Genomic DNA, 24,998 nt, shown 5'->3' with positions numbered 1-24,998 from the left:
TGTTTGTGCGTGGGGCTGAGCCTCTTCGGCGGGGCTGCGCAGGTGGGGTTGGCCGCTGGGGTGCGTTTACGCAGGTGGGTTCGCCGGTAGCCAGCGAGCCGAAGGGCGCGCCGGTGTTGAAAGGGAGAACGCGCACAGAGAGCGAGGAACGAGCGAACGAGCACGATCGACCGTCGACACCGGATCTAAGCGCCCGGAGGCGAGAGGGCGGCAAAAAAAGGGGATCGGGGTGCGCATAGAAAGGACGGCTCCCCCGCAGGGTGAGGATGCGCGAGACGGTTCGCACGACGGTGAGTTCACGCGGTAGGGCACCCGCGCAGGGTGAACTGGCGCGAGGCGGTTCGCACCACGGTGAGCCCACACGGGACGGCACCCACCTGCCCTTACCCGCAACGCTGGGCCGACGGTAAGGGGTTCGCGCGGACGGTGAGCCCGCGCGAGACGGCACCCACCCACGTTCACCCGCAACGCTCAGCCGCGCGAGAGGGCACCCACGCACGGTGAGCTGGTACGAGACGGCACCCACCATGGTGGCCCCACGGGAGACGGCACCCCCAGGGCGAGATTGCGCGAGGCGGTTCGCACGACGGTGAACTGGTACGAGTCGGCACCCACCACGGTCAACTGACCCCGGGGGCAGGCACCCCACGGCGACCTCACGCGAGACGGATCCGCCCACGGTGAACACGTGCGTGTGAGCCGTCCTGCGTGAGCCCACCGTGCGGGGAACCGCCTCGCGCATCCTCACCGTGCGTGCGAGCCCTCTTGTGTCAGCTCACCGCGATCCCCTTTTTTTGCCGCCCTCTCGCCTCCGGCGGCTTAAATCCGGTGTCGACAGTCGATCGTGCTCGCTCCCTCGTTCCTCGGTCGCTGTGCGCGTTCTCCCTTTCAACACCGGCGCCGCCTTCGGCTCGCTGGCTACCGGCGAACCCACCTCGCGCAGCGGTACCGGAGGGGCCCAGCCCCCCGCGCAGGGTCACCCGTGCAGCGAACCCCGGCGCGTGGCGGTGACCTGGCGGCGAACCCCACCGCGCAGCGGTACCGGAGGGGCGCAGCCCCCCGCGCAGGGGCACCCCAGGAGCCCAGCCCCCCTCGCGCAGCCGCACCCAGCGGCGAACCCCACCGCGCAGCGGTGCCGTAGGGGCGAACCCACCTCACGCAAGCGCACCCCAGGAGCCTGGCCCCTCGCGCGAGCGCACCCCGGCGGCGGACCCTGCCGGGTAGCCGTGACCGGGCGGGACGCCGGTAGGCTCGGCGTCATGACCATGCGCTTCGGACTTCTCGGCACCGGCCCCTGGGCCCGGCTCGCCCATGGACCCGCTCTCGCCGCCCACCCGGAGGTGGAATTCGTCGGGGTCTGGGGCCGGAGGCCGGAGGCGGCGGCTGAGGTGGCGGCGCAGTTCGGTGCGCGGGCGTACGGGGACGCGGAGGCGCTGATCGCGGATGTGGACGCGGTGGCGGTCGCGCTGCCGCCGCATTTGCAGGCGCCGTTGGCGGTGGCGGCGGCCCGCGCGGGCCGGCACGTGCTGCTGGACAAGCCGGTGGCGACGACCGTGGAGGACGCGAAGGCGGTGGCCGAGGCCGTCACGGCGGCCGGAGTCGGGTCGGTGGTCTTCTTCACCCTGCGCTTCGACCCGGCGACAGCCGGGTGGATCGAGGAGCAGGCGGCGCGCGGCGAGTGGTACACCGGCCGCGCGGACTGGTACAGCGCCGTCTTCACCGGAGACGAGAACCCCTTCGCGGACTCGCCGTGGCGGCGGGAGAAGGGCGGCCTGTGGGACGTCGGCCCGCACGCGCTGTCCGTCCTGCTGCCCGTACTCGGGGACGTCACCGCCGTCACCGCGGCCAACGGCCCCGGCGACACCGTACATTTGACGCTCCGTCACGAATCTGGTGCCTCCAGCACCTCCACCCTCACGCTGACCGCGCCGCCGGCCGCCGCGGGCGTGGTCATCGAACTGCGCGGCGGCCAGGGCGTCGTGACCTACCCCGACGGCGTCGCGGGTGAGGCGACGGCTTCCCTGGCCCACGCCATCACCGCGCTCACCTCCGGCACTCCGCACGCCTGCGACGCCCGCTTCGGCCTGCGCGTCACCGAGATCTTGGCGGCGGCGGAGTCGGCCCTGGACAGGTCCTAGGCCAGCGCCGACTCCGCCGCCGGACGGTCACCGCGGCCGGTAGGCGGTGGCCAGGACGGAGACGGTCACGTGACCTGGCAGCGGGCCGCTCCCGGCGTCCGCGCGGCTCACGTGGCGGGCGCTCGGTGACATGCCCACCAGGTCCAGGGCGTCGGACCCGGTGAGGGGGGCGAGGTAGTCGACCCGCTCGGTCCTGGCGGCCATGAAGTGGGGGTCGAGGGCGTGGTGCAGGCGCTGTTCCTTGGCGGGGTCGACGGTGACCATGGCCCGTACGCGGTGCCGCAGTTCGGCCAGGTGGCGGTCGGTCGGACGGACGACGATCAGGCGGCCCGTCGGGCGCAGGACCCGGCGGAATTCGGCCGGGTTGCGCGGCGCGAAGACGTTCAGTACGAGGTCGGCCGCGCGGTCGGCGACCGGGAAGCGGCGGGAGACGTCCCAGCTCGCCGCGGCGGCTCGTTCGTGGGCGCGGGCGGCCGAGCGCAGGGCGCGTACCGAGGCGTCGAGCCCCAGGCCGCGGGCGTCGGTGAGCCGGGCGAGCACGCCGGCCAGGTAGTAGCCCGTGCCGCAGCCGACGTCCAGGACGGTGCCCGGCCCGGCGTCGGCGGCCAGCCGGGCCACGGCGTGCCGGATGGGGAGGTAGGCGCCGGTGGCCAGGAAGCGGGCGCGGGCCTGTGCCATGGCGGCGTCGTCGGCGCTGACGGCGCGGGTTCCGGTCAGCAGGCCGACGTAGCCGTGGCGGGCGAGGTCGAAGGTGTGGCCCGCGGGGCAGCGCAACGCGCCCCGGTCCGGCCGGAGGGGGCCGCGGCAGATCGGGCAGCGCAGGACGTCGAGGATCTGTGCGAGGGCAGGCGGAAGCGGCACGGGCATGGAGAGCACTCCTGGCAACGGTGAAGGGAAGGGACCGCGCCCGCGCGCGCCCGGATTCCCGCTCCGCGGGCGGAACGAGCCAGAAGGCGGCGTTATGGGCACGCCGAGGAGGGCGACGCCGTCCGGCATCGCCCTCGAAGGCTCCCGGTCACGGGAAGCAGCGGTGCGGGGTGCTCATGAATGCCACGCCTTCAGTTTACGAGCAGCGGTGAACCCTCGTGTCCACCGAAGGCGTCAGCGGAGCCCAGGGAATTACGGCCCATTCGCCGGAGTCGGAGTCCGAGCTGGAACCGGAGTCAAGCTTGGCGTTTTAACGTCCAGCTTCGAACAGACGAGCCTGACGATCACGCGTCCGCGCGGCCTCGCGTTCACCCCTGCCGTGCGAGAGATGTGTCTCGACAGCGATGTCGGTCCGCTCGGGCATGATCTACTCCGATCGGACTCAGGGGTGGGGTGATGTGACGTGGGCGAGTGGCGAACCGATCCAACGTTCGCGATGTGCCGGGCTTTGACGGGCGGGGCAGACCTGTCCTCGTTCGTGGGCGGGCCGTTCGATGTACGTGCGGTGGTGGCCGCCGTACGGCCCGAGGTCAAGGACGGATTCTTGCTCGACGAAGTCCCCTGGGAGAACTTTCCGCGGGGGGATCACGTCAGGGAGGCCATTCAGCTGCTCCACACCGGCGGCTCGCCCGTTCGCGCCGGAACGGGTGTTGTGAGTGGGATGTGCGCCAACGACATGCGGGCGGCCGCCGTGCTTGCCGTGCCGTTCCTGATCCGGATCGCTGCCGATACCCACCACCCTTGCCGTGCCGACACGCTCGCCGAAGTCTCCTCTCCAGCTCGCGCCCGCTACTTCGGCGTCGCCACCCGCGGCGAACTGCTGCTCCACCGCGCCGATCCCCAGAACGACCGCCTCTACGACGACTACGGCGTCGAGGTGACCGGCTACCCGGCGGGCTGGTCGGTTGCCGCCGCTCGGGCCGCGATCACCGCCGACGCCACCCTCCTGAAGCCTCTTCTGCACGACCCCGACCCTGCGATCCGGATCCGCGCCGCCTACGCACTGGCCGCCGCCACCGACCTGGATCACGCGGTCCGTGCAGCCTTCCGCGACCGGCTCGACGCCGAGCAGGACCCGATCGTCCACGCCGCCCTGGTCTTCGCCACAGCCGAAGCCACCCGCACCCAACCCCATCCGCCGACCACCGTGTGGATGCGCGAGCGCTGGGGGGACCGAACGCAAGCGTCCGAGGCCCGGCTGGCCGCCGCGATCGGCTGGCTCTGCCTCACCGACGAACCCGCCCCCGACGACCTGCGCTCAGCCGTCGACCAACTCGCCACCAATGAGCGCGCCCGCGCCATGGACGACCTGCCTTGGATGGCTGCCGCCAGCGGATCGAACGAGACGGGACTGCGGCGCTGCGTCCGAGAGATGCTTCACCCCGAACACCCTGATCAGCTGGAGCACGACGACCCATGGGCCCCGCAATCCTGACGCCGGAAGCAGACCCCCGCCTGCGTTCGGCTTCGACAGGCGGACCAGATGATCACTCCTCCGGGTGTCTCAGGGGACGGCGATACGGCCTCTACGTGATCCTGAACTCGACCAAGAGGAACAGGACTTGACGCGAAGGCTGTGCTGGTGGGTGTGGTGCAAGAGGGCGGGCGGTGCGATCAGTTCGCGGAGCTGTCCCGCTTCCGGGGGGCTTCTACGACTGCCTGACCGGGCGGCGCGACGCGCTGTTCGAGCTCGCCGACGCGGTGCTGTGCACCTACGGGCCGGTGAGGACGCTGGTGGACCTGGCGCTCGCGCCCGAGCACCGGCGCGGACACGGCGCCCTGTACGGCGCGCTGAACCGGGCTGCCTGGACGTCGGCCGGCTGCGGACCGCGCTGGCCGGCCTGCCGCTGCCGCGCGCCGCCGACGGCCGCCTGGTGCTCGCTGTGGACGTCTCACCGTGGCTGCGGCCGGACGCCGCCACCTGCCCGGACCGGTCGTTCTGCCACACCTACGGCCGCGGCGACGCCAAGCACCAGATGATCCCCGGCTGGCCCTACTCGTTCGTCGTCGCGCTGGAGACCGGCCGCACCTCGTGGACGGCCGTCCTGGACGCGGTGCGACTGGAGCCCGGCGCCGATCTGGCCGGGGGCCGCCCGCCCAAGCACGGCGGGGAGTTCGTATTCGGCGACCCCGCCACCTGGGGCGACGAGCAGGCGGTCACCACCACCGAAACCCGCCGCTACGGCACCGCCGTCGCCCAGGCGTGGGACCGGCTCCACCCCCGGCTGACCCGCCGCGCGGCCTGGCTGGAGCACGACGGGCCGCTGCCAGTCATCGAGGGCATGGTGATCCGCCTGGCCGTCGAGAAGCTGCCCAGCCGTGGGGTGAACCGGCCAGTCCGGCTGTGGTGGTCGCGCACCGGTGTGAGCCCGGCCGACGTGGACCGCTGCTGGCAGTCGTTCCTACGCAGGTTCGACCTGGAGCACACGTTCCGCCTGCTCAAGCAGACTCTCGGCTGGACCCGGCCCCGCCTCCGCGACTCGACGGCGGCTGATCGTTGGACCTGGCTCGTCGTCGCCGTGCACACCCAGCTCCGCCTCGCCCGGCCGCTGGTCGCCGACCTTCGACGGCCCTGGGAGCGGCCGGCGGAACCGAACAAACTCACCCCCGCCCGCGTCCGCCGAGGGTTCAGGAACCTCCACACGAAGGCACCCTCACCAGCGCGTGCACCGAAACCCACCCGCCCCGGCCCGGGCCGGCCGCCCGGGTCGAAGAATCAGCGGCCCGCCACTCGCTACGAGGTGGGAAGAGTCCTGGCCACCGGCGAGGCGTACGCCCGGCCCGCCCATCACAAGAAGGGCACCAAGCCACGACGAACCGCTACAAACGGATAAACGACAAGTTAAGAACCCGAGCTGAAACCGGAGTCAAGAACCCGAGCCCGAACCGGAAACCCACAGTTCGCTGGCGCTGTTGATGATGAACGACCGCACCGGGCACCCCGACGGCCGTGACAACCGCAGTTTCGGGAAGTGCTCGAACAGGACGCTCAACGCGATCTCGCCCTCCAGCCGCGCCAGTCCGGCGCCAATGCAGAAGTGCTGGCCGTTACCGAAGGAGAGCTGGCGGGAATTGGGGCGCGCGACGTCGAAGCTGTCGGCGTCGGGGAACTGCTGGTCGTCACGGCCGGCCGCGGCGTAGGAGGCGAGCATGGCCTCGCCGCGCCGGATCACCACGTCGCCGACCGGGATGTCGTCGAGGGCGTAGCGCAGCGGGAAGTGGCCGACCGGGCAGTCGTAACGCACGACTTCCTCGATGACGGAGCCCCAGGAGACCTCGCCGGACCGGGCCCGTGCCAGTTGTCCCGGGTTGGCGAGCAGCGCCCTGACCGCGTTGGTGATCAGATTGACGGTGGTCTCGTGACCGCCGACCAGCACGGTGAGCATGATGACCACGACCTCGTCCTCGCTCAGCCGGTCGCCTTCCTCGCTGGCGGCGATCAGCGCGCTGGTCAGGTCGTCGCCGGGGCTCTCGCGCTTGGCCTGTGCCGCCTCGGCGAGCAGGACCAGGAGCTGGTCCTGGGCCTCCTGCGTCTGGTTGCCCTTGGCCGCGGGGTGGCTGCTGAGCACGGCGTCGGAGAGCGTACGCAGCCGCTCGCCGTCCATCGGCGGCAGGCCCAGCAGTTCGGCGATCACCTTGACCGGCAGCGGGAGCGCGTAATCCTCGCGCAGGTCGAACTCGTCGCCGCGCGCGGCCGCTTCGTCCAGCAGGCGGTGCGCCAGCTCCTCGATCCGCGGGCGCAGCGCGGCGGTTCGGCGGGGCGTCATCGCCTGACCCGCGAGCGCGCGCAGCCGCCGGTGCTCGGCGCCGTCCCGCGTGAGTATCCCGGGGAGGCTGACGAAGTTCAGCAGCGGCCAGTCCTCGGGCAGCCGCCCCTCGGTGTTGCGCGGCCACTGCCGCGGGTCCTTCGACACCCGCGGGTCGACCAGCAGTTGCCGCAGCGTCTCGTGGTGCGTGACGGCCCAGGCCGGTACCCCGCCGGGCAGTTCCACCAGCGCCACCGGGCCGAGCGCGCGCAGCTCGACGTTCTCCTCGTGCTGGTTCTGGCCGAAATGATCGAGCAGTAACGGTGTCAGCGTTTCGGAGGTTTTCATGCCCGGCACCATAACAAGCGCGCTCGCCGGGCGAACAGCTGCCCAAAAGGGCTACGACTCCGAACTCAGCCGCCCCGTAAAGGGGTTGAGCGGTGAATACGCAAACGTCCACCTGCCGATTCCCGCCGGGGAGAATTTCGGACGGTGCTATTCCGAATATGCCCGCCGGAGCCGGCGGCGACGAATTTTTACTCACGGAATACCCGGACTACCGCGCCAGCCCGTCCCAGCCCCAGTGCGGTACGGGACCGGGGTCGCCGAGATCGGAACTCTCCTGGTGGGAGACCGACATGGCGATCCGCGTGCCCCACTCGATGTACTCGGCGAAGCGCTGCCGCAGCAACGCGTCGGCGGGCAGCTCCTTCACGGCGGTCGCGAGCATCAACTCCACCCAGCGCGCCCGCTGTTCCTCGGTGATCCGCAGGTCCAGGTGCTGGGAGAGCAGGGCCTGGTGGCCGCCGAGGCGGGCGGTGTACTCGGCGGGGCCGCCGAAGACCTCCGTGAGCCAGACGACGACATGGTCGACATGGGCCCGGGTGAAGTGCACGAAGACCGGGGCGAGGAGCGGATCGACGAGGACCTGCTCGTAGAAGCTGTCGATGAGGCGGCGCAGGGCGTCACTGCCGCCGACCGCCTCGTAGAAGGTGCCGGTGCGGTCGACGGGGGAATCCGGAGTGGTCATGGGCGCTCCAGGTCGTGCCGGTGGTCGCGGCCGGGGATGTCCCGGCCGCCTCATAGCCGCGGCCAGGGGGCAGCCCGGCCGGTGGTCCCGGCCAGAGTCGGCCTGGCCGGTGCTTTGCGGCCAAGGATCACCCGGCCGCCCGGCGGGCACCGGGATTTACGCGGCGGGCGGATCAAATGGACCAGTGGATTCCGGCCACGGGGAAGAAACGGGCGGGCACGTCACTTGTACGCGGCATGAAGGCGATCACTTACACCAGCAACGGCGGCCCCGACGTCCTCACGCTCACCGAGCGCCCGGTCCCGGAGCCGGGACCCGGCGAGGTACGGGTCCGCGTCCACGTCTCCGGCGTCAACCCGACGGACTGGAAGTCGCGGCGCAACACCGCCCCCGCCTCGGCGCAGGTGCCGAACCAGGACGGCTCCGGCGTCATCGACGCGGTCGGCTCCGGCGTCCCCGAGTCGCGGATCGGCGAGCGCGTCTGGATCTGGGAGGCCGCGTACGGCCGCGCGGACGGCACCGCGCAGGAGTACGTGGCGCTGCCCGCGGGCCAGGCCGTCGCCCTGCCCGACCACGCCTCCTTCGACCTCGGCGCGAGCCTCGGCATCCCCGCCCTCACCGCGCACCGCGCCCTCACCGTCGCGGACGGCGGCCCCGAGCGCCTCGCCCCCGGCGCCCTCGACGGACGTACGGTCCTGGTCGCGGGCGGCGCGGGCGCCGTCGGCAACGCCGCGATCCAGCTCGCCCGCTGGGCCGGGGCCACCGTCGTCAGCACGGTCAGCGGACCCGCCAAGGGTGACCTCGCGCGGGCCGCGGGAGCCCATCACGTGGTGGACTACCGCGCCCAGGACGCCGCCGCCGAGATCCGCCGGATCGCCCCGGACGGCGTCGACATCGTGGTCGAGGTCGCCCCGGCCGCCAACGCCGCCCTCGACCGGGCCGTCGCCGCCCCCGACGCCGTCATCGCCTTCTACGCCGACGACGACGCCTCGGCCACCGTGCCGGTCCGCCCCTCCATGGCGCTCAACCTCCGCTGGCAGGGCGTCCTGGTCTATACGGTCCCGCCCGCCGCCAAGGCCCACGCCGTCGCGGCGGTCACGGCCGCCGTCGCCGACGACGCCCTCCACGCGGGCCCCGACGCCGGGCTGCCCTTCCACCGCTTCCCGCTCGCCGAGACGGCCCGAGCCCACCAGGCGGTGGAGGACAGCGTCATCGGCAAGGTGCTCATCGACGTGGCCGCGCCCACCGGCTGACGCCTCGGCACACGAGCAGCCCGGTCCAACCGGCCCGGGCCCGCCGTCCGTTGCGCGGGTCCGGGCTCGGGGCCGAAGGACGGTTCCCGCCGACGGTCGAACCCGCACCGCCGCCCAACTCCGTACCGACGGTCGAACCCGCACCGACGCCCGTCCCCGCACCGACGCCCAACCCCGTATCCACCCCCGTCCCCGCACCGACGCCCGTCCCCGTAGCGCCTCGGACCCCGCGCCCTCCCGCCCCCGGCCTTTCGGTGGCCGCCGAAACGTCGCGGGGTGAGGATGGGGACATGACCACCCGCACCAGGACCCCGGGTGCGCCGAGGACCGGCGACCCCCGTACGCCCGCGCTTGCCGACCCCGCCGTCCCCCGGCTCGCGGCCCTCGCCGCGCTCCTGGCCGACGAGACCAGGGCCGCGGTCTGCCTGGCGCTGCTGGACAAGCGGGCCTGGACCAGCGGGGAGCTGGCCCGGCACTGCGGGGTCGCGCCGTCCACCATGAGCGAGCACCTGACCCGCCTGGTCGACGGCGGACTGCTGGCCCGCGAACACCAGGGGCGGCACCGTTACGTACGCCTGGCCGGCCCCGAAGCGGCTCGATTCGTCGAGGACATGGCGGAACGGGTGGCCGTCGCCGTACCCCGGACCACCGGCGCCGGGCTGCGGGCGCACAGCGCGGGCCGGGCGATGGCGCGCGGCCGTACGTGCTACGACCACCTCGCCGGCCGGCTGGGCGTGGCCCTCACCGACGCGCTGACCGGCAACGGCCTGCTCCGGCAGGACACCGGCTTCGCCCTCACCGACGACGGCGTGGCCTGGTTCACCGGCCTCGGCGCGGATCTGTCCGGGCCGCCCTCGTCCCGCCGCCCGCTGGCCCGTCCCTGCCTCGACTGGACCGAGCGGCGCCCCCACCTGGGCGGTACCGCGGGCGCGGAACTCTGCCGCCTCGTCCTCACCCACGCCTGGGCCACCCGCATCGGCACCGGCCGCGCGGTGAAGGTCACGGCGCTCGGCGAGCGCGAACTCCACCGGGTCCTGGGCATCGAGCCGCACGATCTGGCTCCGGCGGAGGCGTAGGACCGCCCGGCGGCGGTGGGCTCAGCAGCCCGCCAGGCGTTCGCGGACGGTGGCAGGGTCGAGGTCCAGCGCGCTGAGCAGCGTCGCGGCGGGGTCGGGGTGCGGGGCGGGCAGGAGCGCGAGCAGCAGATGGCGGGGCTCGATACGGCGTCCGCGCCGCTCGCGCTCGGCCTCGCGCTTGGCGGCGACGACGGTCGCGCGGGCGGCCGAATTGAGGGTGATACGCCGCCGGCCGCGGACCGGCGGCGGGGCGAGGGGGATGTCGAGGTGGATGCCGAGCGAGCCGAGGGCGGCCCGGTCGAGCGCTTCGAGGGCCGCGTGCCCCTCGGCGAGGGTGACGCCGAGGGCGCGGGCGGGCTGGCCGGACTCGTCGCGGAGCAGCGCGAGCAGCAGGTGATCGGTGCCGATCCGGCGGTCGCCGCGCCGGGCGGCCTCCTCGCCCGCCTGTTCCATGACGAGCTTGAACCGGGCGTGAGCGGTGTTCTCCGGCATCGGGGGCCTCACTTTCCGTACTTCGCGTGCACCGACTGACGCGACACCCCGAGGGCGTCGCCGATCTGCTCCCACGACCAGCCCTTCCGGCGGGCCAGCGCCACATGCGCGGCCTCGACCTGTTCGGCGAGCCGGTGCAGCGCGCCGACGGCCCGCAGGCCGACCGCGGGGTCGTCCGAGTTCACGGCCGCGGAGACACTGTTGGTATCCATAAGTGTCAGGCTAGGCTGACGCGCGATGTCGCGTCAATCCAAACTGACAAACCCGTCCGGCCGGATGTGCGGAATGCCAGAATGACCGCATGGCCCCAGCGACGCCCGGCACCTCCACGCCCGTCACGCTCCGCATCGAAGGCACCGGCCTTCCCGGTCGCGCCTGCGCCGCCGCCCCCGGCTTCCCCGGATACACGGACATCCACGTCGCCGTTCAACGGCGCGCGAAACCGGGGGAGTTGCTCGACCCGACCCCCGGCGACGCGGACCGCGCCGTATGGACGCTGGAGTGCGTCGCGCGGACGGTCGCGGACGGCGCCGAGCTGACCGGCCCGTACGTGCAGGGCGGGCCGGGCGGGCGCTTCGTCTATCTGTCCTGGGGCGGGGTCGGCGCGGACGGGGCCTTCGCGGTGTTCCGCCGCGCCAAGCTGCTGCTCGAAGCCGTCGAGCCGGACGTGCTCGCCGCCGCCGTACGGTCCGGGCGGCTCACCGGGCGCCTCGGCCTCACCGACCCCAAGGGGCACCCGCTGTGCGCCCGCGTCGTACCGCCGGTCATCGCCTGGTCGGCGGGCTGAGCGCCGGAGTCCCGGGCACCCCTGGGCGGCTTCCTGGCTTCCTGCGGGACGGGCCTTCTCCTTACGTCACGGCCTTCGCCGCCGCCTCCGCGACCCGTTCCACCAGCGCGATCCCGTCCTGCTCCGACACATGGCCGCCGGAGAGCACCGCGACCAGCAGCGTATGGCCGTCGTGCTCGACCTTCCCGATGCTGTTGACGTCCCACAGGCCGGTGGCGCTCCGCGGCAGCCAGCCGTTCTTCAGCGCGTAGTCGCCGCCGTCGGAGTCGGCCGCCGACACGCCCCACCGCTGGTCGGCGGTGACCGCGTGCATCAGGTCCGAGATGTAGTCGCGTGAGGCGGCGCTGAGCGGGGAGTCGTCGCCGTCGCCGTAGACCGCGCGCAGCAGGGTGATCTGGTCGGCGGCGGTGGTCTGGGTCAGGCCCCACAATTCGCCGCTGCCGGGGGTGGTGTGGCTCAGGCCGAGCGAGGCGTTAGCGGACGCCAGCCCCGGGCCGCCGCCGATGGCCTCCCACAGCGCGAGCGCCGCGTCGTTGTCGCTCTGCTCGATCATGTCGGTGGCCAAGTCGCGCTGTTCGGAGGTCAGTTGGGTGCCCGCGCGCTGATGCCGGAGCAGCAGCGCCGCCAGGATGTCGACCTTGACGATGCTCGCGGTGTCGTACGCCGTCGTGTCGCCGCTGTCGTACGTGGCGACCGTACCGCCGCTGTCGTCGCTGTCCCCGCCCAGTTCGGTCACGGCGACCGAGAAGTGCCCGGAGCCGGTGTCGGACAGGGCCTTGATCGCCGCGCGCAGCTCGGCCTGGGTGTCCCGCGCGGGTGTGGCCGTCGTCTTCTGCGGGGGAGCGGCCGAGGGGGAGGGCGGCGTGGTGGTCGGCGGAGTGGTGGTCGAGGGCGTGGCGGTCGAGGGCGCCTGCGCCGGGGTGAAGGGCTTCGCGGTGGTGGGGGCGGGGGAGGGGGACGCCTTGTCCGTCGCGCCGCTGGTCGCCTTTCCGTCCGCCCCGGCCCGCGCGGACGGCGACTGGATGACGGTGGCCAGCGTCAGCACCGCGATCACCGCGAGTGTCGTGGTGGACACCACGAGGGGCCGCCGGGTCCACCAGTGCGCGGCGGCCCCGCTCCCCGTCTCGTTCCCGGCATCGTCCCAGGCTGTGTCCGCGGCCAGGTCTCCGGCCACGTCTCCAGCCCCGCTCCCGGCGTCACCCCCAGCTCCGCCGGACGTCTGTTCGTCATCCATGCGGAGGACCGTATGAATCGTTTCTTGGATTCCGCTGAGATCCCGGTTCCAATCTTGTGAACCTTTGCGCCCATCCCGCGCGGCACCACCGAAAACCACGACAGAACGGTTCTTGCGTCATCTCTGTCAATTATTTCGCCTGCTGCGCGATCTATTGCGCTCACGTAACCCTGTCGTTACGATCCCCCGCACCAGACTTCCGGCCCCTGCCGCAGAGCACTCGCCCGAGCACTCACCCGAGTGCCCGACGGCCGCGCGGGCGGCGGGAGTTGACAGCCGATCGGAGGAGTCCAGATGGGTGTCACACGCCGGGTCTTCCTGCAAGCCGCCATAGCGGCCACTGCGGCAGGAACCCTAGGTGTCGCGGAGACCGCCGCCGCGGGCAGCGCGACAGCGGCCAGCGGGCCGGGAGACGTGGTCGGGAAGGTCACGGTCGGCTATCAGGGCTGGTTCGCCTGCATCGGCGACGGCGCCCCGATCAACGGCTGGTGGCACTGGACGCAGAACTGGGGCCAGACCCCGTCACCGTCCAACACCGGCATCAGTAGCTGGCCGGACATGCGCGAGTACACCCACACCTACCAGACGGGATACGCCGCCCTCGGCAACGGCCAGCCCGCGACGCTCTTCTCGTCCTACGACCAGCAGACCGTCGACACGCACTTCCAGTGGATGCAGCAGTACGGCATCGACACCGCCGCGCTCCAGCGCTTCAACCCCACCGGCGGCGAAGGCCCGACGCGCGACGCGATGGCCACCAAGGTGCGCAGCGCGGCGGAGTCGCACAGCCGGAAGTTCTACATCATGTACGACGTCACCGGCTGGACGAACATGCAGTCCGAGATCAAGACGGACTGGACCAACAAGATGAAGGCCAACACGGCCTCCTCGGCGTACGCGACGCAGAACGGCAAGCCGGTCGTCTGCATCTGGGGCTTCGGCTTCAACGACAACAACCACCCGTTCAGCACCGACGCCTGCATCGACGTCATCAACTGGTTCAAGGGACAGGGCTGTTACGTCATCGGCGGGGTGCCGCGCGAGTGGCGCACCGGCGGCGCGGGCACCCGTACCGGCTACTCGGACGTCTACCACGCGTTCAACATGATCTCGCCGTGGATGGTCGGCGCGATCGGCAACGCGGGCGACTCCGACAACGCCTACAACACCTACACCGTCGGCGACGAGGCCGACTGCGCCGCGCACGGCATCGACTACCAGCCGTGCGTCCTGCCCGGTGACGTCTCCGGACGGCAGCGCGCGCACGGCGACTTCATGTGGCGGCAGTTCTACAACGTCTGCCGGGCCGGGGTGCAGGGCATCTACATCTCGATGTTCGACGAGTACAACGAGGGCAACCAGATCGCCAAGACCGCCGAGTCCCAGGCGTGGACGCCCACCAACTCCGGCTTCCTGGCGCTGGACGAGGACGGTACGGCCTGCTCCTCGGACTACTACCTGCGGCTGACCGGCGACGGCGGCAAGATGCTCAAGGGCCAGATCGCCCTCACCGCGGTCCGCCCCACCCAGCCGCTGGTCTCCGGCGGCGGCGACACCGTACCGCCGACCGCGCCCGGCACGCTGCACGTCACCGGGCACACCGACACCACCGCCGCGCTGGCCTGGACCGCCTCGACCGACAACGTCGGCGTCACCGGCTACCGGATCATGCGGGTCACCGGCTCCACCAGCACCCAGGCGGGCAGCGCGGCGGGCAACGCCACGACCGCCACCGTCACCGGGCTCAGCCCGTCCACCGCCTACACCTTCACCGTCCAGGCCGTCGACGCGGCGGGCAACGTGTCGCCCGCGTCCAACCAGGTCAGCGTCACCACCGACGCGACGACCGTGCCGCCGGGCACCAACCTCGCCCTGGGCAAGGCCACTTCGGAGAGCAGCCACACCCAGGTCTACGGCTCGGGCAACGTGGTCGACGGCGACCCCAACTCGTACTGGGAGAGCAACAACAACGCCTTCCCGCAGTGGATCCAGGTCGACCTCGGCCTCACCACCACCGTCAAGCGGCTGGTGCTCAAGCTGCCGCCGCCCACCGCCTGGAGCACCCGCTCCCAGACCATCTCCGTACAGGCCGGCCCCAGCGTCCCGCTGACCACCCAGATCCCCGCGCAGAACTACACGTTCAACCCCGCGTCGGGGAACTCCGTGACGATCAACCTGCCGTCGGCGGTCACCGCGCGCTACGTGCGGCTGAACTTCACCGCCAACACCGGCTGGCCCGCCGGGCAGCTCTCCGAACTGGAGGTCTACAGCGCCTGACCGGAGTGCGACCCGCGCCGTTCGTGATGCCGTCGGCGCGGGTCACGGCGCCTGACGGTCGCACAGCGCGTCGTCGGTGAGCGCCTCCACCGCGCGATTGACCTTGTCCTGGTCGATCAGCGCGGTGGTGGTGGTCACCGACACCGTCACCGCGCGGCGGCCGTCGGCGCTCACGGCGGGCCGGGTGTACACGCCGAAACCGTCGCCCTCGTGCAGGTAGGAGACGCCGCCGCAGCTCAGCGGGACCACCCGCAGCCCGAGCCCGTAACCGCCCTGCCTGCCGGACGGCGGTACGGGCAGATCGTCGTACGGCACCGTCTCGCGCATCTCCCGCCACTGTTCGGCGGGCAGCAGTTCGCCGGTCGCGAGCGCCCGGAAGAAGGCGTTGAGGTCGCCCGGCGTGCTCACCACCCCGGAGTCCGCCGTGTGCTGGAAGCTCAGCTCGGTCGCGTCGAGCACCCCGCCGTCGGGAGCGTCCACGGTCACCCGCTCGTGCGGCCCGACCAGGAACGGATTGTCGCCGGGGATGTACGTGTGCCGCAGGCCCAGCTTCGCGATGACGCGGTGCTCGACCAACTCCCGCCAGGTGGCGCCCGATCCGCCCGCCGTCCGCTCCGCCCTGTCGTTCGCCTTCTCCGCGATCATCGCGGCCAGCAGGTAGTTGGTGTTGGAGTACGCCCACTGCCGGGCCGTACCCGCCGGTCCCGGTGTGAACAGCGGCGGATGGCTCATCGCGAGGGCGACGAGCTGCGGGGCGGGCGTCACGTCGTAGCGGTTCTCGTCGAAGTGGTGGAAGAGCCGGTCCTGGACGGACGGGTCGGCCACGTAGTCGTAGAGCCCGCTGGTCTGCCGCAGCAGGTCCCGCACCGTGATCCGCGAGCCGTCGTTGCCGTGGCCGCGCACCACGCCGGGCAGCCAGTGCTCGACGGTGTCGTCCAGCGACAGCTTGCCCTCGGCGGCCAGTTGGAGCACCACGACCGCCGTGAAGGTCTTGGTGGTGCTCGCCGCGCGGAATTCCGGCTCCCACGGGACGGGTTCCTTGGAGCCGCGTCCCGCCGTGCCGAACCGCGCCCGCAGCGGCCCGTCCGGGGTGTCGACCCGCGCCACGACATTGACCTGGCCGTCCCCCGCGGCCCGCACCGCGGCGAGGTCGCCGCGCAAGTCCCCCTGCCCGTAGTGGTGTCGGCCGCCCGAGCCGTGCGCGGGCACCGCCGCCAGCGCGGACGCGGCCAGTGCCACCGACCACGCCGCCACGATCGTGCGCTTCCCCGACAACGACTTCATGACGGCTCCCCGTTGGACGACCCGGGCCCGCCCCGTGCGGACTGCGTCCATCCAACCCGCGCCGCGCACCATGATCGATGGAGCTGTCACCCGAACGCCCGGTGGGGACAACCCCCGGTCCGGGCCGCCAGCGGGTCAGCGGCGCGGGCAGACCACCAAGTGGTAGGCGGGCAGGGCGGCGACGGGCCGGTGACAGTCGAACCGGCCGCGGATCGTGTCCGCCGCCTCGGGCGCGACCTGGCCCAGCGGGAACCAGAAGGTGTCGAGCACGGCGTAGCGCGAGGCGGGGTCGCTCAGGCAGCGCAGATTCTCGCGGTAGCTGACCTGACTGGTGATCGACCGGTCGTAGCGCGTGCGTTGGAGGAAGTCGGGCGTCGGGTAGCGGCAGTGCGTCGGGTTGCCGAGTAGATAGCCGATGTCGCCGAACGCCAGGTACGTGACGGGGGTGTCCGCGCCGATACGGTGCCGGACGCCGGTCAGCCACCGGGTCAACTCGTGCCGGGTGTCGGCGCGTTCGAGCGAGGTGAAGGTCGAGTGCCGGGTGTCGTACGAGTACGGCGTCGTCGGCCACACCGGGATCGCCAGCGCGAGGAGCAGGGCGAGGGCCGGGACGGAGCGGAGGAGGAGGCCGGGGGAGGGGGCGCGTACCGGCACCTGTCCGGGTACCCGTGCCTGTACGCGTACCTGTACCCGTACCCGTGTTCGCCCGTGCAGCGAGGCCGTGAGCAGCGTCGCCACGACGACCGCCGAGACCAGCGTGTACGCGGCCGTCTCGTGCGCGTGCCGCCAGTTCCAGGACTGCCCGGCGATCAGGGGGACGGCGACGCCGAGCAGCAGGGCCCCGGCGAGCAGCGGCAGGTCGGGGCGGCGGGCGACGGCGAGACCGCACAGGGCGGCGGCCAGCACCGGGAGCGCGGCCAGGTGGTACTGGAACCACTGCCCCTGCACCACCAGCGCGGCCAGCACGCCCGCGACCCCGGCCGCCGTCAGCAGCGGCCACGCCCAGCGGGCGGCGCGGGACGCGCTGCCGCGCGCGAGCAGCACCACGGCGGCGGGCAGCAGCGCCACCACCGGATTCATCAGCGCCTCGGTGCCGACCGTGGTGATCAGCGCGTGCACGTCGGCGGAGTGCAGGCCGTTCTGCAAAGGGGTGTTGGGGTTCAGCGCGGACAGTTCGTTGAACCAGCGCCACTCGCGCGGCTGCACGAGGATCGCCAGCGCGAAGCCCGCGGGGGCGGCGACGGCGGCGGCTGCCGTGGTCAGCCAGCCGCGCCTCCGGTCCAGGACGAGGAGCGCGCCCAGCGGCAGCAGCGCCGTGGGCGCGGTCGTGTACTTCACCAGCACCGCGAGCGCGACCAGCACGCCGCCGAGGCCGACGGCCACCCAGGTGCGGCGCGGCGCGAGCGCGGCGGCGAGACCGGCCACCGCGCACAGCACGGCCACCCACTCCGGCTGGAGGAAGTCCCAGGCGGGCGCGAAGAGCAGCGCGAGCCCCACGGCTCCCGCCACCGCGTTCGCCTCGCGGCGCGGCAGGTGGCGGGCGAGGCCCTGGCGCAGCCACCACACGACGGCCGCCGCGACGACGATCACCAGCAGCCGTATCGACGCCTCGCGCACGGCGACCGGCCCGGCGGTGAGGTGGTCGAGCCACGACAGCGGCCAGCGGTACGCGAGCGGCCGGTGCACGAAGGTGCCGGACGCCGGAATCCCGCCGCGCCCGCTCGCCCGCATGCCGCCGAGGACGTACCGCACGTCGTGGTTGAGCCCGCTCCAGCACATGGCGGCGACGGCGGCGAGGCCGAGGAGGGCCGCGGCGAGGCGGACGGGGAGGGGGTACGGGGTGGTCGTGCGGCCGGGGCCGCCGTCGCGGTCGCCTTGGTCGGGGCCGCGGGGTGTCGGGACCGCTTCCGGGCGGGCGTCCAGGCCCGGCGCCCGGTCGGTTCCGGGGGCCGGCCGCGCGGAGGTCCCGGCGCCGTCGTCGATGTCGGGAACGGAGGTCACGGCCGCTGACACTAGCCGCGCGCCCGCGCGGTACGGCGGGGTTGGCCGCCTCGTACGCCGAATGTTCAACGGAATTTACGCGGGTGTTCGCGGCGGGCGCGTGAGGTGAGCCGTTGGGGCCTGCGGCCGGGCGAGGTGGGCGCGTAGGGCCTGCGCTCGTATGGCCAGTGCTGGTGCCGTCTCCGCTCGTACGGCCCGCGCCCGCGCCGCCCGTCGCCGTAGCGCCGCCCGCGCCCGTACGGCCCCTGTCCGTACGGGCTCACGTCTCACGCGGGCGGGCGCAGCCGTCAGTTCGCGGTGTCCGCCAGCGTCGCCTCGTCGACCAGCCCCATCCTGATCGCCTTGACGACGGCGCTGGTCCGGTTCGTGGCGTCGAGCTTCAGCAGGACGCTGCTCACCAGCCGTTTGGCGCCGTGCTCGGAGATCAACAGGCGCCTGCCGATCTGCTTGTTGCTCAGGCCGCGCACCAGCAGCACCAGCGTCTCGTTCTCACGTGACGTCAGCGCCCCGCGCCGCTTCACCGGGGCCGCTGCCGCCGCCTGTTGGATGAGGCTGCGGCCCAGCTCCACCGGAATCGCCATCTCCCCGGCCGCCAACTGGTCGAGGGCGCGGGCCATTCCGGCCGCCGACAGGTCCTGCCGGATCAGATAACCGTCGGCGGGCAGCCCCGCCAGGTCCCCCGTCTGATGCTGCTCGATCACCAACAGCAGCCGTGGCGACGGGTTCTCGCCCCCGGCGCTCCCGACACCCCCGGCGGCCCCGACCCTTCCGGTCGCCCCGGTGCTCCCGGCTTCCCCGACGACCGTCCACAGCCGCCGGTTGGTCGCGGTCAACACCGCCACATCGGGGGCGTGTTCGCGCACCTTGCCGATGAAGTCGAACTCGTTCGCCGCGAAGTACGTCTCCACGCCGGTCGCGAGACCCGACATGATCGCCTGCACCCCGAGGCGCAGGATCTGGTCCTCCATGAACAACACCACGCGGAGCCGCGCGGGAAACGGCATGCGACGCGAATGGTGGAGAATTTCCGAAGTCATAAATCCGCCCGTGTCTCTTCCGAGTAAGAACCACATCGGCGGCCTGCCCCCGAGCGGGCGCCTTTCCACAACGCGACGCCACCCCGATTGGCCGAAAATGGCCAACGAGGGCGACTGCGGGAGCACTTACGGGCCTGAGTGTTCCCCATCGCGTTCGATCACACCTGGTACTCCCCTGGTATCCACCCGGCATGGCAGGAGCCCACACCCGGTAGCAGGTGATCACATTTTTGCCTCATTACGCTACCAACGGTTAACGTCACCGGTCAACCAACTCGGAACCCCGGCGTCCGCCGAACCGGAGCGGGGCGTACCGCACTTGAGCGGGCGAGACCTCGACGCGGGCCCGTGCGGCGCCAGTTGACCGGCCGCTTGGGCAGCCGCGCGGGCAAGCGCTTGAGCGCCTGCCTGAGCGCCTGCCTGAGCGGCTGCCTGAGCGACTGGTGGAGTGATCGCGCGAGCTCACGCGTGCGCCTACTTGAGCAGCCGGGACATCCGCCGGTCGGCCAGCGGCTTGCCACCCGTCTGGCACGTCGGGCAGTACTGCATCGCCGAGTTGCTGAAGGACACCTCGCGGATCGTGTCCCCGCACACCGGACACGGCTCGCCCTTGCGCCCGTGCACCCGCAGCCCGCTCTTCTTCTCCGACTTCAGATCGCGCAGCGGCAGCCCGCGCGACCGCTCGACGGCGTCGGCCAGCGTCGTACCGACCGCGTCGTAGAGCGTGGCCACCTCGTCCTCGGTGAGCGTGGCGGCCAGCTTGTACGGCGACATGCGCGCCGCGTGCAGGATCTCGTCGGAGTACGCGTTCCCGATCCCGGCGATCACGCTCTGATCGCGCAGCACGCCCTTGATCTGGCTGCGCTTGCCCGCCAGCAGTTCGGTGAAGGCCGCGAGGGTGAAGTCGGCGGCGAAGGGGTCGGGGCCGAGGCGTGCGACGCCCGGAACGTCCAGCGGGTCCCGTACGACGTAGACCGCGAGGCCCTTCTGGGTGCCGGCCTCGGTGACGTCGAAGCCGGTTCCCTCGCCGCCGGTCGTTCCGGCCCCGCTTCCGGCCCCGTCCCCGGTCCCGTTTCCCGCTACAGGGGTGAGCCGTACGCGCAGTGCCAGCGGTCCCTTGCCGGGGCGCGGCGGCGCGTCCGCCATCTTCTCCGTCCACCGCACCCACCCGGCCCGCGCCAGGTGGATCACGAGGTGCAGCTCCCCGGCCGTGAGGTCGAGGAATTTGCCGTGCCGCCCCACGGCGTCGAAGGTCCGCCCCTCCAGCGCTCCGATCGGCGGGTCGTACGTCTTGAGCGCGTGCACGGCGACCGGGTACACCCACTCGACCGTACGGCCGACCAGCTGCTCGGCCAGGAACCTGCTCAGGGACTCGACCTCCGGCAATTCAGGCATACCCCCAGTCTGCCCTGCCGCCGCCCGACCCGCCCCGGACAGACCGCCGCCCCGGGGCGTACGGCCCCGGGGCGGCGCGGGACAGCCGCGATCAGGCGGGCTGGAGTACGGCGAAGGTCGCGCCCGAGGGGTCGGCGAACCAGGCGATCCGGCCGATGCCCGGCACGTCCACGGTCGGCACCAGCACCGTCCCGCCCGCGCCCTGGACGCGGGTGACGATGTCGTCCGCGTCCGCCACGTCGAAGTACGGCACCCAGCGCGGGCTCACACCCTCCTGCGCGGCCGTGATGCCGCCGAAGGCCGTGTTCCCCTGGTCGCCCTCCGAGGTCGAGACGAACGTGTACGGCGCGTCACCCACCTGCGTGTCCGCCCCCCGCCAGCCGAACAGCCCGCGGTAGAACTCCAGCGCCGCGGCCGGGTCCGCCGTCTGGAGCTCGACCCACCCCAGCGACCCGTACACCGACGTGGTCTCCAGCCCCTTCAGGGCCTTCGGCTGGAAGAGCGCGAATTCCGCCCCGCCCGGATCGGTGACCGCCGCCATCCGCGCCGCGTCCCGCGCGTCGAACGGCTCGGCCCGCACCGCCCCACCGGCCTGCGCGACCGCCTTCGCGGTGGCCTCCACGTCCGGCGTCTCGAAGTACACCGTCCACGCCGGGGTCGCCCCCTCGTCCACCAGCGGCCCCAGCGCCGCCACGATCTTCCCGTCCTTCTGCAAGGTCCCGTAACTCCCGGCGTCAGGCCCCGCCGGGTGGAACGTCCAGTCGAACACCGCCCCGTAGAACCCGGCCGCGGCCACCGTGTCCTTCGCCGCGATGTCGATCCATGTGGCCGATCCGAGAATGGAATCCGTGGTGAGCATGCTGACGTGCCTGCCTTCCGTCATCAGTTCAAACCCATGGGCCAGAAGCCCCACCCCATCGTATACACGGTATACACCCCCTCGCCTGCCTTCCCCCAACCCCACCCCGCCCCCACGGACCGTGTCCCGCGGCGTGGGGAGCCCCCTACGGAGCGTCTTCCGCGGATCGGAAGTGACCTTGGTCGGTATCAACCTCGTCGTCGCGGACATGCGAAGGTCATGACGGATGAGCCGGGCACCACCCCCGCCGAGGACAAGACGCTCTACCAGAGGGAGACCCTGGAGGACGAGGTGATGGACGAGGTACTGGCCTCATACAGCGAAGCCGTCGACGAGAAGAAGCCGCCGACGCCCAGCGAAACAGCGGACACGGACGCGGACTGAGCCTTCCGCCGGTCTCGCGGTGGAGATCGGCGGCGCACACCTGGCCGCCTCTCCTCGAATCGCGGGCGGGCGATGAGTTCCGGCACGCGGTGAGGTCTTCCTGGGGACGTACGAACTCGGCCGAGCACGACCGGTAGGGAGACCCCAGCGTGAGCGACATCGTGGTGCAGAACATCGTGCGGCCCGACCGCGTGCTGTCAGGCTCCTGGCTGGAGGTGATCGCCTCGAATCTCGACTACCACCGGGCGACCTTCCTGTGGAAGTGCGAGGGCCTTACGGACGCCCAACTGCGCCAACGCCCCCTGCGATCCTCGGCGTTGACCCTGCTGGGGCTCATGCGCCACCTGCAAGGAGTCGAACGTGCCTGGTTCCAGCGGACCTTGGCCGACACCGTGCCTCGCTTCTTCCCCTACCGGACCTACACCACCCCCGACGGCGACGAGTGGTACGACGAGTCGGACACCACGTCCGCCGAGGACGTCTACGAGGACTACCTGACGTCGTGCGAGGAGTCGCGGCAGCTCTTCACGAAGGTGACCGCCGACCTCACCCGCATCATGCCGAACCCGGAATTCGGCGCCACCGACGTGCGCTTCGTCCTCGAGCACGTGATCGAGGAGTACGCCCGCCACCTCGGCCACGCCGATCTCCTCCGCGAGGCCATCGACGGCGCCACCGGCGAATAACCGACGCCCCTCGCACACACCACCATCAGCAGAAGCCACCCGGCCGACCACGACCACGGGCAGCGCGGCCCGATGCTCTCGCGGGCGTCATCCTCGCAGCCACCTGGCCTTCTCCGGCCTGACGGGAGCTGTCCCGGGGATCGATCCCACCGCCGACGCGAGGGAGCCCCGTCACGCTCCGGGAGGGAGGTGGCGGGGCTCCGGTGCATCTGGGGGGGTGCCGCACGGGGCGGCAGCCCGGGCTTAGATGTCGAAGTAGAGCTCGAACTCGTGGGGGTGCGGGCGGAGCTGGATCGGGGCGATTTCGGCGGTGCGCTTGTAGTCGATCCAGGTGTCGATCAGGTCGGAGGTGAAGACGCCGCCGGCCTGGAGGTACTCGTTGTCGGCCTCGAGGGCGTCGAGGACGGCGGGGAGGGAGGTGGGGACCTGGGGGACGCCCGCGTGCTCCTCGGGGGCGAGCTCGTAGAGGTCCTTGTCGATCGGCTCGGCGGGCTCGATCTTGTTCTTGACGCCGTCGAGGCCCGCGAGGAGGAGGGCGGAGAAGGCGAGGTACGGGTTCGAGGACGGGTCCGGGGCGCGGAACTCGACGCGCTTGGCCTTCGGGTTGGAACCCGTGATCGGGATGCGCATCGCGGCGGACCGGTTGCGCTGCGAGTAGACCAGGTTGACCGGGGCCTCGAAGCCGGGGACCAGGCGGTGGTACGAGTTCACCGTCGGGTTGGTGAAGGCGAGCAGCGACGGCGCGTGCTTGAGGATGCCGCCGATGTAGTAGCGGGCGATGTCGGACAGGCCCGCGTAACCCTGCTCGTCGTAGAAGAGCGGCGTGCCGCCCTGCCACAGCGACTGGTGGACGTGCATGCCGGAGCCGTTGTCACCGAAGATCGGCTTGGGCATGAAGGTCGCGGTCTTGTTGTTGCGCCACGCGACGTTCTTCACGATGTACTTGAAGAGCATCAGGTCGTCGGCCGCGGCGAGCAGCGTGTTGAACTTGTAGTTGATCTCCGCCTGGCCCGCGGTGCCCACCTCGTGGTGCTGGCGCTCGACCTGGAGGCCGGAGGCCTCCAACTGGAGGGAGATCTCGGCGCGCAGGTCGGCGAAGTGGTCGACCGGCGGGGCCGGGAAGTAGCCGCCCTTGTAACGGACCTTGTAGCCGCGGTTGTCCTCGACCGCACCGGTGTTCCAGGCCGCGGCCTCGGAGTCGATGTGGTAGAAGGACTCGTTCGCCGACGTCTGGAAGCGGACGCTGTCGAAGACGTAGAACTCGGCCTCGGGGCCGAAGTACGCGGTGTCGGCGACGCCGGTGGAGGCGAGGTACGCCTCGGCCTTCTTCGCCACGTTCCGCGGGTCACGGCTGTACGCCTCGCCGGTGATCGGGTCGTGGATGAAGAAGTTGATGTTGAGCGTCTTGTCCCGGCGGAACGGGTCCACGCGGGCCGTCGAGAGGTCGGCGCGCAGCGCCATGTCCGACTCGTGGATGGCCTGGAAGCCGCGGATCGACGAGCCGTCGAAAGCAAGCTCATCGGTCGGGTCGAACGTCGAGACCGGGACCGTGAAGTGCTGCATGACGCCGGGCAGGTCACAGAACCGGACGTCGACGAACTTGACGTCCTCGTCCGTAATGAACCGGTTGACGTCGTCGGCGTTCTGGAACATCCCACTCCTCCTAGGCCCGGCCCCACGGGTCGGGTTGACAACTCGAGGCGCGCCAGTGCGGTGGCGCACACTGCCCCGACCATAGGGATCAGGGATTTCTCCAGCATGACCCATTTGTTTCCGAGGCGTTAACCGCGACGCCGGGCGGCACCCGGGCAGCGCCGTACGGGTGGGCGTCCGGAAGGCCCCGTCCGCGACCGCGCTGTAGGGCCGCGGACGGCGCCGGGTTACCGTGGTCGGGTGGACAACAGGGATGCAATCGGATCGTGGCTGTCGGGCCCGGGTGCCGCCGCCGAGCAGATGGGCGTGGAGTTCGGCTACCGCGGGCAGCGCCTCGGACTGCCGGAGAACGGGCCGGGTTCCATCGCGCCGGTGGGGCGCCGCGTCGTGGCGCTCTTCATCGACTGGTTCCTCTGCCTGCTGATCGCATACGGCCTGATCGCGCACCGTGACGCCGGCAAGTCCAATACCTGGACACTCGTCGTCTTCGGCGTGGTCAGCGTCGTCCTGCTGCTGACCGTCGGCACCACCTTGGGCAAGCGGCTGATGGGCCTGCGCGTCGTACGCCTCGACGGCGGCCGTCTGGGAGCCGTCGCCGTCGTCATCCGTACGGCGCTGCTGCTGCTCGTCGTCCCCGCCGTCATCTGGGACCGCGACACCCGCGGCCTGCACGACAAGGCCGCCAAGTCCGTACAGGTACGGATCTGACCCAGCCGGGACGCAGAAGAAGGCACAGAAA

General features: G+C 71.9%; 21 protein-coding genes and 1 pseudogene. 10 read left to right on the top strand and 12 right to left on the bottom strand.

Annotated features, from left to right (window positions below; translation table 11 throughout):
- The first annotated feature begins 1,265 nt into the window (after positions 1-1,265).
- The gene (locus ACIOC1_RS09325) at positions 1,266-2,138 is read left to right on the top strand and encodes a Gfo/Idh/MocA family oxidoreductase (RefSeq protein ID WP_391160587.1); all 873 of its coding nucleotides are present in this window, start codon (positions 1,266-1,268) and stop codon (positions 2,136-2,138) included.
- 27 nt (positions 2,139-2,165) lie between these two features.
- On the opposite strand, the gene ACIOC1_RS09320 is transcribed toward ACIOC1_RS09325, so the two are convergent.
- Entirely contained in the window at positions 2,166-3,005 is an 840-nt protein-coding gene (locus tag ACIOC1_RS09320; RefSeq protein ID WP_401852993.1) for a putative RNA methyltransferase, read from the bottom strand.
- A gap of 463 nt (positions 3,006-3,468) precedes the next feature.
- Between ACIOC1_RS09320 and ACIOC1_RS09315 the strand changes: the two genes are divergently transcribed.
- Positions 3,469-4,500, top strand: a complete 1,032-nt coding sequence (locus ACIOC1_RS09315) for a hypothetical protein (RefSeq protein ID WP_391043797.1) — start codon at positions 3,469-3,471, stop codon at positions 4,498-4,500.
- A 153-nt stretch (positions 4,501-4,653) separates the two neighbouring features.
- Positions 4,654-5,899, top strand: a pseudogene (locus tag ACIOC1_RS09310) (transposase).
- A gap of 33 nt (positions 5,900-5,932) precedes the next feature.
- On the opposite strand, the gene ACIOC1_RS09305 reads toward ACIOC1_RS09310, so the two are convergent.
- Together ACIOC1_RS09305 and ACIOC1_RS09300 are read right to left on the bottom strand one after the other, a co-directional pair.
- Positions 5,933-7,159 carry a cytochrome P450 gene (locus ACIOC1_RS09305; RefSeq protein WP_401852992.1) on the bottom strand — a complete coding sequence of 409 codons (1,227 nt, stop codon included), beginning with the start codon at positions 7,157-7,159 and terminating at the stop codon, positions 5,933-5,935.
- A 208-nt stretch (positions 7,160-7,367) separates the two neighbouring features.
- Complete coding sequence (locus ACIOC1_RS09300) at positions 7,368-7,841, bottom strand: group II truncated hemoglobin (RefSeq protein WP_355334388.1); 474 nt, start codon at positions 7,839-7,841, stop codon at positions 7,368-7,370.
- Positions 7,842-8,077: 236 nt separating this feature from the next.
- Here ACIOC1_RS09300 and ACIOC1_RS09295 point away from each other — a divergent pair, with 236 nt between their 5' ends.
- Both ACIOC1_RS09295 and ACIOC1_RS09290 read left to right on the top strand, forming a co-directional pair.
- Positions 8,078-9,094 (top strand): NADPH:quinone reductase, encoded by a 1,017-nt coding sequence (locus ACIOC1_RS09295; RefSeq protein ID WP_401852989.1) that lies wholly within the window; start codon positions 8,078-8,080, stop codon positions 9,092-9,094.
- Positions 9,095-9,384: 290 nt separating this feature from the next.
- A complete protein-coding gene (locus ACIOC1_RS09290; RefSeq protein WP_401852987.1) occupies positions 9,385-10,170 on the top strand; it encodes an ArsR/SmtB family transcription factor in 786 nt (261 codons plus the stop codon).
- Positions 10,171-10,191: 21 nt separating this feature from the next.
- On the opposite strand, the gene ACIOC1_RS09285 is transcribed toward ACIOC1_RS09290, so the two are convergent.
- Together ACIOC1_RS09285 and ACIOC1_RS09280 are read right to left on the bottom strand one after the other, a co-directional pair.
- Entirely contained in the window at positions 10,192-10,662 is a 471-nt protein-coding gene (locus ACIOC1_RS09285) for a Clp protease N-terminal domain-containing protein (RefSeq protein ID WP_391159975.1), read from the bottom strand.
- 8 nt (positions 10,663-10,670) lie between these two features.
- Positions 10,671-10,874, bottom strand: coding sequence for a helix-turn-helix domain-containing protein (locus tag ACIOC1_RS09280; RefSeq protein WP_355334380.1), 204 nt, complete (start codon positions 10,872-10,874; stop codon positions 10,671-10,673).
- Positions 10,875-10,963: 89 nt separating this feature from the next.
- Here ACIOC1_RS09280 and ACIOC1_RS09275 point away from each other — a divergent pair, with 89 nt between their 5' ends.
- Entirely contained in the window at positions 10,964-11,449 is a 486-nt protein-coding gene (locus ACIOC1_RS09275; RefSeq protein ID WP_401852984.1) for a DUF5990 family protein, read from the top strand.
- A gap of 61 nt (positions 11,450-11,510) precedes the next feature.
- Here ACIOC1_RS09275 and ACIOC1_RS09270 read toward each other — a convergent pair whose 3' ends face one another.
- Complete coding sequence (locus ACIOC1_RS09270) at positions 11,511-12,683, bottom strand: serine hydrolase (protein WP_401852981.1); 1,173 nt, start codon at positions 12,681-12,683, stop codon at positions 11,511-11,513.
- Positions 12,684-12,977: 294 nt separating this feature from the next.
- Here ACIOC1_RS09270 and ACIOC1_RS09265 point away from each other — a divergent pair, with 294 nt between their 5' ends.
- Positions 12,978-14,960 (top strand): discoidin domain-containing protein, encoded by a 1,983-nt coding sequence (locus tag ACIOC1_RS09265; RefSeq protein ID WP_401852978.1) that lies wholly within the window; start codon positions 12,978-12,980, stop codon positions 14,958-14,960.
- A 42-nt stretch (positions 14,961-15,002) separates the two neighbouring features.
- Here the strand turns inward: ACIOC1_RS09265 and ACIOC1_RS09260 are convergent, their stop codons facing one another.
- The 5 genes from ACIOC1_RS09260 to ACIOC1_RS09240 form a co-directional block, all read right to left on the bottom strand.
- Entirely contained in the window at positions 15,003-16,244 is a 1,242-nt protein-coding gene (locus ACIOC1_RS09260; protein ID WP_401852976.1) for a serine hydrolase domain-containing protein, read from the bottom strand.
- A gap of 135 nt (positions 16,245-16,379) precedes the next feature.
- Positions 16,380-18,245: a hypothetical protein gene (locus ACIOC1_RS09255; RefSeq protein ID WP_401852974.1), complete on the bottom strand. Its 1,866-nt coding sequence runs from the start codon at positions 18,243-18,245 to the stop codon at positions 16,380-16,382.
- Positions 18,246-18,532: 287 nt separating this feature from the next.
- A complete protein-coding gene (locus ACIOC1_RS09250) occupies positions 18,533-19,213 on the bottom strand; it encodes a response regulator transcription factor (protein ID WP_401852971.1) in 681 nt (226 codons plus the stop codon).
- A 543-nt stretch (positions 19,214-19,756) separates the two neighbouring features.
- Positions 19,757-20,677, bottom strand: a complete 921-nt coding sequence (locus ACIOC1_RS09245) for an Fpg/Nei family DNA glycosylase (protein ID WP_401852969.1) — start codon at positions 20,675-20,677, stop codon at positions 19,757-19,759.
- 91 nt (positions 20,678-20,768) lie between these two features.
- Complete coding sequence (locus ACIOC1_RS09240; protein WP_355334365.1) at positions 20,769-21,560, bottom strand: VOC family protein; 792 nt, start codon at positions 21,558-21,560, stop codon at positions 20,769-20,771.
- 195 nt (positions 21,561-21,755) lie between these two features.
- Here ACIOC1_RS09240 and ACIOC1_RS09235 point away from each other — a divergent pair, with 195 nt between their 5' ends.
- Complete coding sequence (locus tag ACIOC1_RS09235; RefSeq protein WP_391043825.1) at positions 21,756-21,920, top strand: hypothetical protein; 165 nt, start codon at positions 21,756-21,758, stop codon at positions 21,918-21,920.
- 149 nt (positions 21,921-22,069) lie between these two features.
- Positions 22,070-22,606 (top strand): DinB family protein, encoded by a 537-nt coding sequence (locus ACIOC1_RS09230; protein ID WP_401852967.1) that lies wholly within the window; start codon positions 22,070-22,072, stop codon positions 22,604-22,606.
- A 243-nt stretch (positions 22,607-22,849) separates the two neighbouring features.
- Here ACIOC1_RS09230 and glnA read toward each other — a convergent pair whose 3' ends face one another.
- Complete coding sequence (glnA, locus tag ACIOC1_RS09225) at positions 22,850-24,259, bottom strand: type I glutamate--ammonia ligase (RefSeq protein ID WP_188283233.1); 1,410 nt, start codon at positions 24,257-24,259, stop codon at positions 22,850-22,852.
- A gap of 240 nt (positions 24,260-24,499) precedes the next feature.
- Here glnA and ACIOC1_RS09220 point away from each other — a divergent pair, with 240 nt between their 5' ends.
- The gene (locus ACIOC1_RS09220) at positions 24,500-24,967 is read left to right on the top strand and encodes an RDD family protein (protein WP_188283232.1); all 468 of its coding nucleotides are present in this window, start codon (positions 24,500-24,502) and stop codon (positions 24,965-24,967) included.
- Positions 24,968-24,998 lie beyond the last annotated feature (31 nt).

The organism is Streptomyces sp. NPDC088197, from assembly GCF_044741185.1.
Classification (GTDB): domain Bacteria; phylum Actinomycetota; class Actinomycetes; order Streptomycetales; family Streptomycetaceae; genus Actinacidiphila.
The sequence above is the reverse complement of the archived record's forward strand: the minus strand, read 5'-3'. Positions and strand labels throughout refer to the sequence as shown.

Bases quoted from the DNA above. Each gene is read 5' to 3' on its own strand.
- ACIOC1_RS09260 (WP_401852976.1), bottom strand. From the start codon at position 16,244: ATGAAGTCGTTGTCGGGGAAGCGCACGATCGTGGCGGCGTGGTCGGTG.
- ACIOC1_RS09320 (WP_401852993.1), bottom strand. From the start codon at position 3,005: ATGCCCGTGCCGCTTCCGCCTGCCCTCGCACAGATCCTCGACGTCCTG.
- ACIOC1_RS09290 (WP_401852987.1), top strand. From the start codon at position 9,385: ATGACCACCCGCACCAGGACCCCGGGTGCGCCGAGGACCGGCGACCCC.
- ACIOC1_RS09235 (WP_391043825.1), top strand. From the start codon at position 21,756: ATGACGGATGAGCCGGGCACCACCCCCGCCGAGGACAAGACGCTCTAC.
- ACIOC1_RS09280 (WP_355334380.1), bottom strand. From the start codon at position 10,874: ATGGATACCAACAGTGTCTCCGCGGCCGTGAACTCGGACGACCCCGCG.
- ACIOC1_RS09295 (WP_401852989.1), top strand. From the start codon at position 8,078: ATGAAGGCGATCACTTACACCAGCAACGGCGGCCCCGACGTCCTCACG.
- ACIOC1_RS09325 (WP_391160587.1), top strand. From the start codon at position 1,266: ATGCGCTTCGGACTTCTCGGCACCGGCCCCTGGGCCCGGCTCGCCCAT.
- ACIOC1_RS09245 (WP_401852969.1), bottom strand. From the start codon at position 20,677: ATGCCTGAATTGCCGGAGGTCGAGTCCCTGAGCAGGTTCCTGGCCGAG.
- ACIOC1_RS09250 (WP_401852971.1), bottom strand. From the start codon at position 19,213: ATGGAGGACCAGATCCTGCGCCTCGGGGTGCAGGCGATCATGTCGGGT.
- ACIOC1_RS09275 (WP_401852984.1), top strand. From the start codon at position 10,964: ATGGCCCCAGCGACGCCCGGCACCTCCACGCCCGTCACGCTCCGCATC.
- glnA (WP_188283233.1), bottom strand. From the start codon at position 24,259: ATGTTCCAGAACGCCGACGACGTCAACCGGTTCATTACGGACGAGGAC.
- ACIOC1_RS09240 (WP_355334365.1), bottom strand. From the start codon at position 21,560: ATGACGGAAGGCAGGCACGTCAGCATGCTCACCACGGATTCCATTCTC.
- ACIOC1_RS09305 (WP_401852992.1), bottom strand. From the start codon at position 7,159: ATGAAAACCTCCGAAACGCTGACACCGTTACTGCTCGATCATTTCGGC.
- ACIOC1_RS09300 (WP_355334388.1), bottom strand. From the start codon at position 7,841: ATGACCACTCCGGATTCCCCCGTCGACCGCACCGGCACCTTCTACGAG.
- ACIOC1_RS09270 (WP_401852981.1), bottom strand. From the start codon at position 12,683: ATGGATGACGAACAGACGTCCGGCGGAGCTGGGGGTGACGCCGGGAGC.
- ACIOC1_RS09285 (WP_391159975.1), bottom strand. From the start codon at position 10,662: ATGCCGGAGAACACCGCTCACGCCCGGTTCAAGCTCGTCATGGAACAG.
- ACIOC1_RS09265 (WP_401852978.1), top strand. From the start codon at position 12,978: ATGGGTGTCACACGCCGGGTCTTCCTGCAAGCCGCCATAGCGGCCACT.